Origin of the sequence: Micromonospora sp. DT62 (assembly GCF_049847285.1) — a bacterium.
Lineage (GTDB): Bacteria > Actinomycetota > Actinomycetes > Mycobacteriales > Micromonosporaceae > Micromonospora > Micromonospora reichwaldensis.
This window is the reverse complement of the sequence record NZ_JBNCOB010000028.1, coordinates 17415-29342: the sequence shown is the minus strand read 5'-3', so window position 1 is coordinate 29342 and position 11928 is coordinate 17415. Positions and strand designations below refer to the sequence as shown.

The 11928-nt window shown below is 73.9% G+C and carries 13 protein-coding genes; 4 read left to right on the top strand and 9 right to left on the bottom strand.

Annotated features, from left to right (window positions below):
- Positions 1-50: 50 nt before the first annotated feature.
- Together ACPXCB_RS26905 and ACPXCB_RS26900 are read left to right on the top strand one after the other, a co-directional pair.
- A complete protein-coding gene (locus ACPXCB_RS26905) occupies positions 51-788 on the top strand; it encodes a class I SAM-dependent DNA methyltransferase (protein ID WP_425878523.1) in 738 nt (245 codons plus the stop codon).
- Positions 785-1834, top strand: a complete 1050-nt coding sequence (locus ACPXCB_RS26900; protein ID WP_425878521.1) for a glycosyltransferase — start codon at positions 785-787, stop codon at positions 1832-1834. The genes ACPXCB_RS26905 and ACPXCB_RS26900 overlap by 4 nt, the downstream gene beginning before the upstream one ends.
- 125 nt (positions 1835-1959) lie before the next feature.
- Here ACPXCB_RS26900 and ACPXCB_RS26895 read toward each other — a convergent pair whose 3' ends face one another.
- The 3 genes from ACPXCB_RS26895 to ACPXCB_RS26885 are packed head-to-tail and all read right to left on the bottom strand — an operon-like array spanning position 1960 to position 3903.
- A complete protein-coding gene (locus ACPXCB_RS26895; RefSeq protein ID WP_425878519.1) occupies positions 1960-2643 on the bottom strand; it encodes a DUF3618 domain-containing protein in 684 nt (227 codons plus the stop codon).
- On the bottom strand, positions 2640-3092 hold the full coding sequence (locus ACPXCB_RS26890; RefSeq protein WP_088998863.1) for a phage holin family protein: 453 nt from the start codon (positions 3090-3092) through the stop codon (positions 2640-2642). The genes ACPXCB_RS26895 and ACPXCB_RS26890 overlap by 4 nt, the downstream gene beginning before the upstream one ends.
- A gap of 31 nt (positions 3093-3123) precedes the next feature.
- Positions 3124-3903 carry a hypothetical protein gene (locus ACPXCB_RS26885; RefSeq protein ID WP_425878517.1) on the bottom strand — a complete coding sequence of 260 codons (780 nt, stop codon included), beginning with the start codon at positions 3901-3903 and terminating at the stop codon, positions 3124-3126.
- Between the two features lie 260 nt (positions 3904-4163).
- On the opposite strand from ACPXCB_RS26885, the gene ACPXCB_RS26880 reads away from it, so the two are divergent.
- Complete coding sequence (locus ACPXCB_RS26880) at positions 4164-4643, top strand: DUF4383 domain-containing protein (RefSeq protein ID WP_425878515.1); 480 nt, start codon at positions 4164-4166, stop codon at positions 4641-4643.
- Between the two features lie 77 nt (positions 4644-4720).
- The gene (locus ACPXCB_RS26875) at positions 4721-5380 is read left to right on the top strand and encodes a DUF6766 family protein (RefSeq protein ID WP_425878513.1); all 660 of its coding nucleotides are present in this window, start codon (positions 4721-4723) and stop codon (positions 5378-5380) included.
- Here ACPXCB_RS26875 and ACPXCB_RS26870 read toward each other — a convergent pair.
- The 6 genes from ACPXCB_RS26870 to ACPXCB_RS26845 form a co-directional block, all read right to left on the bottom strand.
- Positions 5349-5540, bottom strand: coding sequence for a hypothetical protein (locus ACPXCB_RS26870; protein WP_425878512.1), 192 nt, complete (start codon positions 5538-5540; stop codon positions 5349-5351). The genes ACPXCB_RS26875 and ACPXCB_RS26870 overlap by 32 nt on opposite strands.
- A 97-nt stretch (positions 5541-5637) precedes the next feature.
- Entirely contained in the window at positions 5638-7206 is a 1569-nt protein-coding gene (gene obgE, locus ACPXCB_RS26865; protein ID WP_425878511.1) for a GTPase ObgE, read from the bottom strand.
- 91 nt (positions 7207-7297) lie between these two features.
- Positions 7298-7552 (bottom strand): 50S ribosomal protein L27, encoded by a 255-nt coding sequence (gene rpmA, locus ACPXCB_RS26860; RefSeq protein ID WP_013288010.1) that lies wholly within the window; start codon positions 7550-7552, stop codon positions 7298-7300.
- A gap of 11 nt (positions 7553-7563) precedes the next feature.
- On the bottom strand, positions 7564-7878 hold the full coding sequence (gene rplU, locus ACPXCB_RS26855; protein ID WP_088975625.1) for a 50S ribosomal protein L21: 315 nt from the start codon (positions 7876-7878) through the stop codon (positions 7564-7566).
- Between the two features lie 166 nt (positions 7879-8044).
- On the bottom strand, positions 8045-8560 hold the full coding sequence (locus tag ACPXCB_RS26850) for a hypothetical protein (RefSeq protein WP_425878509.1): 516 nt from the start codon (positions 8558-8560) through the stop codon (positions 8045-8047).
- A 118-nt stretch (positions 8561-8678) separates the two neighbouring features.
- Positions 8679-11825, bottom strand: coding sequence for an Rne/Rng family ribonuclease (locus ACPXCB_RS26845; protein ID WP_425878507.1), 3147 nt, complete (start codon positions 11823-11825; stop codon positions 8679-8681).
- Positions 11826-11928 lie beyond the last annotated feature (103 nt).

Genomic DNA, 11928 nt, shown 5'->3' with positions numbered 1-11928 from the left:
GTCGATAACCGGGCACCTGCTGCGGGCACCCACCATCGCCGGGAGGCACCGTGTCCTTCGACGCCAGCGAGTACGGCCGGCACGCCGCGGACGTCTACGACGAGACGTACGCGCACCTGACACCGGACGCGGCGGTGGAGCGGCTCGCCGAACTGGCCGACGGCGGCCCGGTGTGCGAGTTCGGCATCGGCACCGGCCGGCTCGCCCTGCCGCTGGTCGCCCGGGGACTGACCGTCGCCGGTGTCGAGGGCTCCCCGGAGATGGCCGCCGGACTGCGCGCCAAGCCCGGCGGGGACGCGGTCGAGGTGGCCGTCGGCGACTTCGCCGAGACCCGGGTGCCCGGCGAGTTCGCCCTGGTGGTGCTCGCGTTCAACACGATCTTCGCGCTGCCGGACCAGGCCGCCCAGGTGGCCTGCTTCCGCAACGCCGCCGCCCACCTGCGCCCCGGCGGACGGTTCGTCGTCGAGGCATGGGTGCCCGACCCGGGTGCCTTCCGCGCCGGCGGCGCGCTGCGCCCGGTGCGGGTGACGGAGGACGTGGTGCTGCTGGAGGCGGCCCTGCTGCACCCCGCCGAGCAGCGGATGACCACCACGAAGGTCCGGATCGGCAACGGCGGGGTGCACCTGCTGCCCGCCAACCACCGCTACGCCTGGCCGGCGGAGCTGGACCTGATGGCCGAGCTGGCCGGGCTGCGCCGCGAGCACCGGTGGGAGGACTGGAGCGGCCGGCCGTTCACCGACCACAGCCGCGAGCACGTGTCCGTCTACCGCCGCCCGGAGCAGGCGTGAGCGCCCCGGCCCGCCCGGCCGGTGCCGCTCCCGGCGGCGACGGCCGTGGCACCGGCGCGCCGACGGCCGGGAGCGCCGACGACCGCCAGCTTCCCATGGCGTACGTGCTGCCGCTGCGCTGGACCGACGACGGCGACCTGACCGAACTGACCGCCTACCTGCGGCGGCTGAGCGCCCTGGTCGACGTGACCGTGGTCGACGGGTCGCCGCCGGAGGTGTTCGCCCGGCACGCGGAGGCCTGGCGCGGCCTGGTCCGGCACCTGCGGCCCGATCCCGCCCTGCGCGGCGTCAACGGCAAGGTGACCGGGGTGCTCACCGGCGTCAGCGCGGCGCGGCACGAGCACGTGGTGATCGCCGACGACGACGTCCGGTACGACGAGGCGGGGCTGCTCGCCGTGCACCGGCTGCTCGACCGCGTCGACCTGGTCCGGCCGCAGAACTACTTCGACCCGCTGCCCTGGCACGCGTGGTGGGACACGGGGCGCACCCTGCTCAACCGGGCGCTCGGCGCCGACTACCCCGGCACCCTGGCGGTACGCCGGAGCACCTTCCTCGCCATGGGCGGGTACGACCCGGACGTGCTCTTCGAGAACCTGGAGCTGATCCGCACCGTGCGCGCGTACGGGGGGACCGAGGCGGCACCCGCCTGGCTGCACGTACGCCGGCTGCCGCCGGAAACCGCCCACTTCCTGGGCCAGCGGGTCCGCCAGGCGTACGACGACCTGGCCCAGCCGGCCCGCCTGGTCACCTCGCTCGCGGTCCTGCCGGCGCTGGCGGCGGCGGTCGCGACCCGGCGGCCAAGGCTGCTGCTCGGGGCGGCCGTGACCACAGTGGTGCTCGCCGAGGCGGGCCGGCGCCGGGGCGGGGGCGCCGCGGTCTTCCCGCCGGCCACCACCCTGGCGGCCCCGTTCTGGGTGCTGGAGCGCGGCGTGTGCGGCTGGCTCGCCGTCGGCCGGCGCCTGCTCCTCGGCGGGGTCCGCTACGGGGGCGGCCGGGTGCGTCGCGCCGCCCACTTCGACCGCACCCTGCGCCGCCACCTGCGCTGACTCTCCGCACCGTCACCCGCGCCCACGGCGGTGCGTGCCCGGGACGCACACGACAAGCTCGCGGCCACTCCCCGGACGGTGCTCCGGGAGTGGCCGCGAGCTGCGGCGTACGGTGATCGGGCTGGTCAGTACCGCACCTGTTCGCGGGACTGCTGCGCCTGGTCCTTCACGTCGTACGCGGCCGAACGGGTGTCGTCCTTGACGGCGTGCACCGCGTCCTGGGCGGTGGAGCGCACCGACTGGGTGGCGTGCTGCGCCGGCTCGCGCAGCTCCTCCTTCAGCTCGCTGGCGACCTCGCCGAGCTTCTCCTTCACCACCCCGGCGTGCTCACCGGCCTTCTCCTTGACCTGCGACGCCACCTGCTGCTCGCGGCGGGTCGCCGGGACCAGCGAGGAGGCGAGCCAGCCGACGCCGAAGGCGATCAGGCCGGCGGCCAGCGGGTTGCCCTCGGACTTCTGCCGGATCACGTGCGGCGCCCGCTGCGCGGCGTCGCTGACCGTCGAGGCCGCCGAGTGCGCCTTGTCGCTGACCGTCGAGGCGGCCGAGTGGGCCTTGTCACTCACGGTGGACGCCGCCGAGGAGGCGTGATCGCCCGCCGCGTGGGCGCCGTGCTTGGTGCTGTGACCCAGGTCGGAAGCGGTTCCCATCACCTTGTCCCTCACATTCTGCAGTGCGTTGCGGGCCCGCTGCTTGCGGTCGTCGACGATGCGGGCGGGGCTGACCTTGTACGCCAGCGCGTCCACGTCGGAACTCAGGTTGTTCCGGGTGGCTTCGATCTCCCGGCGGATCTGGTCCGGGTCGGTGCTCATCGGGTGACCTCCTGCGGGTGGGGCTTGAGCGCGTCGGGGATCCGCTGCACGCTGTCGTTGGTCTGCTTGAGGCCGCGGATGTGCTCGGCGCTCTTCTTGGCCTTGGAGTAGAGGACCGCGGCGATCGCGCCCCAGATGACGGCCACGATCAGGGCCGCCCAGCCGGCGTCCATCACGTTGGACAGCCCGGCCCAGAGGGCCAGCGACAGGAAGAGGGCCACCATGTAGCCGCCGAAGCCGGCGCCGCCGAAGAAGCCGGCGGTCTTGCCCGCCTTCTTGCCCTCCTGGCGGATCTCGGCCTTGGCCAGCTCGACCTCCTGCCGCATCAGGGTCGACAGGTCGCTGGTGACCTGGCGCATCAGCTCACCGATCGAGCTGCCCCTGACCTCGTCCGCGTCGTGGGGGTGGTAGCCGGAGTCCAGCCCCGCCCCCTGCGTCGGCATGCTCATGCCGCCGCCTCCCTTCGGGTGATTCGTGGGCTCACGGACGGGTGGTTCCGGTCGACGGCACGCCCGGCAGCGGGTCGGTCTGGCTCACCGGCGGCAGCGGCTGGCCGACGCCACCGGCGGGGTCGGCGTAGCTGGTGGTGGTCTGCGGGTCGGCGTACGCGCCCGGGGTCGGGTCGAGGTAGCCGCCCGGCGGTACGGCGTCCGGCACCGCACGCGGGGCCGGCGGGGTCGGGATGACCGCGGTCCGCTCCGGGTCGTAGCCGGCACCCGAGCCGTACGCGGGGTAGCCGTTGCCACCCTGGCCGTCGCCGGCGGCCGAGATGTTCTTGGTCAGCCGGCCGGCGAGCACACCCAGCACGGCGGCGCCGACCAGGAAGGTGCCCGGGTTGCGACGCGCGTAGTCGCGGACCTCGGTGATCAGGTCGCCGGGCTCGCGCTGCTCCAGCCAGCCGGCCACGCCGTGCACCCGGTCGGCGGCCTGGCGGGCGATCTCGCTCACCGGGCCGGCCTGGCCGCCCTGCTCCGCCATCGAGCGCATCTCGTCGGCCAGCGAACGGAGCCCACCGGCGGCGCGCCGCTGCTGGTCGCCGGCCTGGCTGGCGAGCTGGCTGCGGGCCTCGCCGTAGAGGTTGCGCGCCTGGAGCTTCGCCTCGCCGACGACCTCCTTGCCCTGCTCCTTAGCCGTCTCGGCGACGGCGCCGCCGGCGTGCTTGGCCTCCGAGCCGACCTGACGGGCCTGCTCGCGGACGCCGCTGCCGTTGCTCGAATCCTGCCCGTACGTGGAAGTCGTGGGTGACAGATCGTAGGTCATGATTTCCCTTCCGCTCGGAAAGTCTTCGCGGGTGTGTGCTGGGGGGATGCGCCGGCCGGTTCCTGCCGTCGCATCTCTTGACCTACCCTGCGTCGCCGGTTCCATACCTCCTTCGTGACTTTCCCTGCGGACCGCCGTCGGGCCGCTACAAAATGGAGGATCGCCGGATCGCGTGTCGGCCCCGTCACGCACAGTGGCGGACGCTCCCCCGCCACCGGCGCCGCGGGCAGGGCGTTCCGCGGGTCCACGGAGGTGAATCGATGGCACGACACGCACGCGGCGGCCCGGCGGGCCCGAAGCCGAAGGTGCAGCTCGCCGCCGTGGCCGCGGCCGGGGTCTTCGCCCTGATCGGAGTGCTCGGGTTCATCCCCGGCATCACCATCGGCTACGCCGACATGACGTTCGCCGGTCACCACTCCGAGGCCCGGCTGCTCGGCCTGTTCCAGGTGTCGATCCTGCACAACGCGCTGCACCTGGGCTTCGGACTGGCCGGCCTGCTGCTGGCCCGCAGCGTCGCCGGGGCCCGGGTCTTCCTCGCCGGCGGCGGCGCCCTCTACCTCGGCCTGTGGCTGTACGGCTTCGCGATCGACCGGGAGAGCGCGGCGAACTTCATCCCGGTCAACGACGCCGACAACTGGCTGCACCTGGTCCTCGGCTTCGGCATGCTCGCCTTCGGGCTGCTGCTCTCCAACCAGGTGGGCACGGGCACCCGGGTCGACGACCCCTTCGACCGCCCCTGACCCGCGGCGCGGGACGGCGTTTGCCCGCCGCGCCCTTCGGGCACGGAGGCCGGAGGCCCGTCGACGAGGAGGTCGTCATGCCGAGGTGGTTGCGTGACAACGCCCTGACCGTGGCGATGTTCGGCGCTTTTCTCGTCTTCCTGGTGTTGCAGAGCGTGTTCGGTTGGCAGACGCACAACCAGGAGCTGGCCGAGTTCGGGGCCGCGCCGACCAGCTGGCCCGCGTACCTGGGCACCGGGCACTTCATGGAGTCGGTCTTCGAGAACTGGGAGTCGGAGTTCCTCCAGATGGGCGGCTACGTCCTGCTCACCGCCTACCTGGTGCAGCGCGGGTCGGCGGAGTCGAAGCCGGTGGGGCAGACCGACCGGCCCGAGGACGACGGGCGGCGGGCCACCCCGGACTCCCCCTGGCCCGTACGCGCCGGCGGGCTGCCGCTGGTGGTCTACCACAACAGCCTCTCCATCGCGCTGCTGCTGATCTTCGCCGGCTCGTTCGTCGGCCACCTGCTCGGCGGGACCGCCGACTACAACGAGCAGCAGGCGCTGCAGAGCGGGACGCCGCCGATCGGGGCGTGGGAGTTCCTCGGCACGAGCGACTTCTGGTTCCAGTCGATGCAGAACTGGCAGAGCGAGTTCCTCGCCGTCGGCACGCTGATCGTGCTGAGCATCTTCCTGCGTCAGCACGCGTCGCCGGAGTCGAAGCCGGTCACCGCCGAACACGCGCACACCGGCGACTGACCGCCCGGCCGTCGGCGACCACCACCAGGTAGCGGATGTCGTCGTGGGTGACGGTCGCCTGGCCGTCCAGCCCGCCGTCGGCCGCCCGCAGCTCGCGCTGCTGGGCGGTGACCAGGGCGTCGATCTCCGCATCGGTGGCGGGACGCGACTCGATCAGCATCAGGCCACGCCAGGCGGCGGGGATTTCGGGCAGGTTTCCGGCAGTCGACCCGCGCACGGAGCGCGACGAGCCATTCGGCGTCGCCCGCCTGGGCGGGCTATTCGGCGTCGCCCGCCGCCGCGATGCGGGACGGGCCGGGCTCCTGGGAAGGACCGGGCCCGTCGGACGGGTCGGCCTCCCGGACCGGCCCGGCGGCGCCGAAGCCGTCCGCCGGGTCGACGTCGTCGGAGACGTCGGCGTCGGTGCCCTCGACGTCGTCCTCCGGGCGCTGCCGGCGGGCCTTGCGGGCCGCCAGCCGCTCCGCGGCGGACGCCCGGCTGGACTTCTCCTCCAGCCGGACGTCGGTGCCCCGGTTGCCGGGGATGAAGTCGGCCCCGGCGTAGAGGGTCGGCTGCCAGTCGAACTCCCGCTCGCCGATCCGGACCAGGTCGCCCGGTTCCGCGCCGGCCTTGCCCAGCTTCTCCTCGACACCCAGGCGGGCCAGCCGGTCGGCCAGGTAGCCGACGGCCTCGTCGTTGTCGAAGTTCGTCTGCCGCACCCACCGCTCGGGACGGACGCCGTGCACGACCCAGGCGCCGTCCGGCGCGGCCTCGATGGTGAAGCCGGCGTCGTCGACCGCCTGGGGCCGGATCACGATCCGGGTCGCCTCGGCCGGCGGCGCGGCCTTGCGCCCCTGCTCCACCAGCTCCGCCATGGCGTACATGAGCTCCTTGAGCCCTTCCCGGGTCGCCGCGGAGACCTCGAACACCCGGAAACCGCGCTCCTCCAGGTCGGGGCGGACGATCTCGGCCAGGTCCCGGCCGTCAGGCACGTCGATCTTGTTGAGCGCCACCAGCCGGGGACGGTCGGCCAGGCCGCCGTACTCGGTCAGCTCGGCCTCGATGGTGTCGATGTCGGCGACCGGGTCCCGGCCGGGCTCCAGGGTGGCGGTGTCGATGACGTGCACCAGCACCGCGCAGCGCTCGATGTGCCGCAGGAACTCCAGGCCGAGGCCCTTGCCGGTGGCCGCCCCGGGGATCAGGCCGGGCACGTCGGCGACGGTGAAGGTGTGGTTGTCCAGCCGGACCACGCCCAGGTTGGGCACCAGGGTGGTGAACGGGTAGTCGGCGATCTTCGGCTTGGCGGCGGAGATCACCGAGATCAGCGACGACTTGCCGGCGGACGGGAAGCCGACCAGCCCGACGTCGGCGACGCTCTTGAGTTCCAGCACCGCGTCGAGCTGCTCGCCGGGCTCGCCCAGTTCGGCGAAGCCGGGGGCCTTGCGCCGGGCGTTGGCCAGCGACGCGTTGCCCCGGCCGCCGCGCCCGCCCCGGGCGACCTCGAAGGTCGTGCCGGCACCGACCATGTCGGCCAGGACCGTGCCGTCGGGGGCCTGCACGACCGTGCCGTTCGGCACCTTGAGCACGAGGTTGTGGCCGTTGGCGCCGTCCCGGTTCGACCCGGCGCCACCCTTGCCGTTCTCGGCCTTCACGTGCGGACGGAAGTGGAAGTCCAGCAGCGTCGTCACCTGCGGGTCGACCACCAGGGACACGCTGCCGCCGTGCCCGCCGTTGCCGCCGTCGGGGCCGCCGAACGGCTTGAACTTCTCCCGGTGGATCGAGACACAACCGTGCCCACCATCGCCGGCCTGCAGGTGCAGGACGACCCGGTCAACGAACGTCGCCACGGGCGTCAATCCTTCCAGCGAGGTTCACGCCCCGCACGAAAAAAACGAAGCGGGCCGGGACACGAGGTCCGCGGCCCGCAACGCCTTGGAACTACTGCTGCGGCACGATGCTGACGGTCTTGCGACCGCGCTTGGTGCCGAACTGGACCGAACCGGCGGCCAGCGCGAAGAGCGTGTCGTCTCCGCCGCGGCCGACCAGGTCACCGGGGTGGAACTTGGTGCCACGCTGACGGATGAGGATCTCACCCGCGCTGACGACCTGACCACCGAAGCGCTTCACGCCGAGCCGCTGCGCCGCGGAGTCACGGCCGTTGCGCGAGCTGGACGCACCCTTTTTGTGAGCCATCTGAGGACGACCTACTTCCCGCTGGAGATGCCGGTCACCTTGACCTGGGTCAACGGCTGGCGGTGACCCTGGCGCTTGTGGTAGCCGGTCTTGTTCTTGAACTTGTGGATCCGGATCTTCGGGCCCTTGGTGTGCGCGGCGATCTCGCCGGACACCGCGACCTTGGCAAGCTTCGCCGCGTCGGTCACCAGGTCGTCACCGTCGACGAGGAGCACCGCGGTGAGCTTCACCGCGTCGCCGGGGGCACCGACGAGCTTCTCGACCTCGATCACGTCGCCCTCGGCGACCTTGTACTGCTTGCCGCCGGTCTTGACGATCGCGTACATCGGAGGCGGACTCCCTGTCGTTGAGGCTGCTGGCGGGTGTTCCCGCGGCGGCTCGCCGGGTAGCAGAGACACGGCGGCGCGGGCACGCGAGAACTCGGTACACCAAAGTGCACCGCAGGTCAGCGTACGCCATCGGAGGGCCGACGCCCAAACCGGGCCCCGCCGGTCAGCGGGCGCAGAGTTGGTCGAGGCGCTGCCGGAGCCGGTCGAGCCCGGTCTCGTCGATCGAGTCGACGTCGGTGCCCAGCGTGCCGACCTCCGCCGCCATGTCCGCGAGGAGGGTCTTGAGCTGCGCGTCCTCGGCCCGGGTCGACTCGCGCCGCAGCGTGCTGCGCCAGTCGGTCAGCGCGGTGGAGATGCGGTCCCGGGCGGTCCGGGCCGCCGCGGCGTCGTCCGCCCCGACCGCCGCGACCATCTTGCCGAGTTCCTCGACGTACGTCCGTACGGCCGTCTCGCCGGCCCGCTGTGCCGCGGCACACACCTCGGGCGCGTTGCCGCCGGCCGCCCCGCTGCCGGCCCCCGGCCCAGTGCCCGGCGCCCCGCCGCCGACGGATCCGCCCGGCGTGACGCCGCCGCTCGGTGCGCCGCCGGGTGGGCCGGCCCGCTCCGGGCGCTCGGCCGCGCACCCGGCGCCGGAGAGCAGGACAGCGGTGAGCGCGGTGACGGCGAGCAGACGGCGCATCATTCTTCTCCTGACCGCAGGCGGCCGATCGTGGCCGGGGATCGACCATACGACAGGGCCCCTCCCGCCGGACATCACCGGGGAAGGGGTCCTGTCACACGTCGGGTCGGTCAGCCGGTCACGGCCGGGTACGCCGCCGCGCGCCGCTGCGGCGGGACCGGCGCCGACCGGAGCCCCCCTCCGACTCGTCGCCGTCGGCGTCGGAGAGCGCGTCCGGGTCGTCCGGGGCGGCCAGCCGGGCCGACTCGCCCGTCTGACTGTCGGCGACCTCTCCGACGGCGGCCGTGTCCGCCTCGTAGCGGGACAGGTCGTAGCCCATGGTGTCGTGGTATTCGGTTTCCGGGGCGGCGTCGGCGTCGGCGACGGTCTCGGTGACCTCGGCCACGGTGCGCTCGGCCGGCGCGCTCTTGCGCGCCCGGCGCCGGGACGAGCCGGCGCCCTGCTCCGCCGCCGCCGGGGCGGCCACGGCCGAGGCGACCGCCTTGACCTTCTCCCCTGCGCCGCCACCGCCGGAACGCGGCTTCTCCGGCACCGGCTCGGTGTGCATGATCAGGCCCCGACCCTTGCAGCACTCGCAGGTCTCGCTGAACGCCTCCAGCAGGCCCGCGCCGATCCGCTTGCGGGTCATCTGCACCAGCCCGAGCGAGGTGATCTCGGTGACCTGGTGCTTGGTCCGGTCCCGGCCCAGGCACTCGGTCAGCCGGCGCAGCACCAGCTCACGGTTGGACTCCAGCACCATGTCGATGAAGTCGATCACCACGATGCCGCCGAGGTCGCGCAGCCGGAGCTGGCGGACGATCTCCTCGGCCGCCTCCAGGTTGTTCCGGGTGACCGTCTCCTCCAGGTTGCCCCCGGAGCCGGTGTACTTGCCGGTGTTGACGTCGATGACCGTCATCGCCTCGGTCCGGTCGATCACCAGCGAGCCGCCCGAGGGGAGGAAGACCTTGCGGTCCAGCCCCTTGATGATCTGCTCGTCGATCCGGTACTCGGCGAAGACGTCGGTGGTGCCGACGTGCCGGCGCAGCCGGGCGACCAGGTCGGGCGAGACGTGCGACAGGTACGACTCGACGATGTCGTACGACTGCTCGCCCTCGATCACCAGCTCGCGGAAGTCCTCGTTGAACAGGTCCCGGACGACCCGGATGACCAGGTCCGGCTCCTCGTAGAGCAACACCGGGGCGCCACCCTCGGCCGCCTTGGCCTGGATGTCCTCCCACTGCGCCTGGAGCCGCTTGACGTCGCGCGCCAGCTCGTCCTCGCTGGCGCCCTCGGCGGCCGTCCGGACGATCACGCCCGCGCCGTCCGGCACCAGCTTCTTCAGCACGTCCCGCAGCCGCTTGCGCTCGGTGTCGGGCAGCTTGCGGCTGATGCCGGACGCGTTGCCGTGGGGCACGTAGACCAGGTGCCGGCCGGAGAGCGCGATGTGGCTGGTCAGCCGGGCGCCCTTGTGGCCGATCGGGTCCTTGGTGACCTGCACCAGCACCGAGTCGCCGGAGCGCAGCGCCTGCTCGATCGAGCGGGCCCGCCCCTCCAGGCCGCTGGTGTCCCAGTTGACCTCGCCGGCGTAGAGGACGGCGTTGCGGCCGCGCCCGACGTCGACGAACGCCGCCTCCATGCTGGGCAGGACGTTCTGCACCTTGCCGAGGTAGACGTTGCCGGCCATGGTGCCGGAGGAGTTGCGGGTGACGTAGTGCTCGACGAGCACCCCGTCCTCCAGGACGGCGATCTGGGTCCGGTCGCCGCGCTGGCGTACCGCCATCACCCGGTCGACGGCCTCCCGGCGGGCCAGGAACTCCGACTCGCTGAGGATCGGCGGCCGGGTCCGGCGCTGCTCGCGGCCGTCGCGGCGGCGCTGCCGCTTGGCCTCCAGCCGGGTGGAGCCGGAGACGCCCTGCACCTCGTCGACGGTCTTGCGCGGCTCGCGGATCTTGACGACGGTCGGCACGCCGTCGTCGGCGCCCGCCTCGACGTCACCGGCGCCCCGGCGGCGGCGACGACGGCGGCGACGGGTCAGCGCGTCGCCACCCTCGGCCTCCTCGTCCTCGTCGCCCTCGGACTCCTCCGCCTCGGCCTGCGCGGCCTCCTCGGACTCCTCGTCCTCGGCGTCCTCCGCGCCGCCCTTGCCCCGACCGCGTCCGCGGCGGCCACGGCGGCGCCGGCGGCGGGCCGCGGCGCTCTCGTCCTCGTCTTCGTCTTCGTCCTCGGCGGCTTCCTCGGCCTCCTCGGTCGGCTCCTCGGGCTCGACGACCTCGACCGCCTCGACGTCGCGACGGCCACGCCGGCGGCGGCGCGCCGGCTCGGCCGGCTCCTCGGCGGCGGGCTCCTCCGGCTCCGGCTCCGGAGCGGGCGCCACGACCCGGGCGACCGGGACGTCCTCCGGCTGCGGGGCCATGAACAGCACGGTGGGCGCGGAGAGCGCGGCCCGCCGGCGGCGGGTGCGCGGCTCAGGCTCGACAACCGGCTCGGGCTCGACAACCGGCTCGGGCTCGACGGCCGACTCGGGCTCGACGGCCTCGGTCGGCTCCTCCTCCTCGGCGGGCGGGGTGACCGCCACGCCGGGCGGGACCTCGCCGGAACGGCTTCCCGCGCCGCTGACCGCGGCGGGCGGGGCGGCGGCGCCGAACCCGGTGCCGGCCTCCGGCTCGATGCTGACGGCGGCCGGCGGCTGCTCTGCGGGCGCGGTGCCGGTCCGGTCGGCCGTGACGGGCGGCCCGACGACGTCGGTCGGGGTCTCCGCGGCCGGCTCGGCCGCGGCGGGGGCGGCCTTCTTCCGGCGGGTACGCGTCGCCTTGGCCGGCGGCGCGGCCGGCTCGGCGGGTGCCTGGTCCGCCGCGACCGGCGCCTCCGCGGCGACGTCGGGCGCCTGCCCGGTGTCCTCGGCGGGCGGCGCGGTGGTGTCCTCGGCGGCCTTCGCGGTGGTGGCCTTGCGGCGGCGGCGCGTCGCCTTCGGGGCGGCGTCGAGGTCGCCGGAGACGGGGGCGAACACCTCGGCCTGGAGCGCCTCGCCGCTGCCCGGCACGGGCGCAGTCGACGCCTCGACCGGCACCTCGGTCTGCTCCGGCTGGTTCAGCGGCGTGGCCCGCCGCCGGGTCGTACGCCGTCGGACCGGCGCGGCCGGGGCCTGCTCGGCCCCGCCAGCGTCGGCGTCGGCGGTGCCGGCGGCGTTCTCCGCCCCGGCGGCGTTCTCGACGGTGCTGTTGTCAGCGGTCTCATCGGCCGGCTGTGAACCGGTCCGTTCGCCGCCCTCGGGCTCGTTCTCGAGCATGGACGTTCTCCAGTTCTGGCTGCCCCGGGCGCGGGTGAGCGCTGCCACGCAGGGTCGCCGCAAAAGTGTTTCCGCCGGGCACGCACGGTGCGCGACCGCCGAA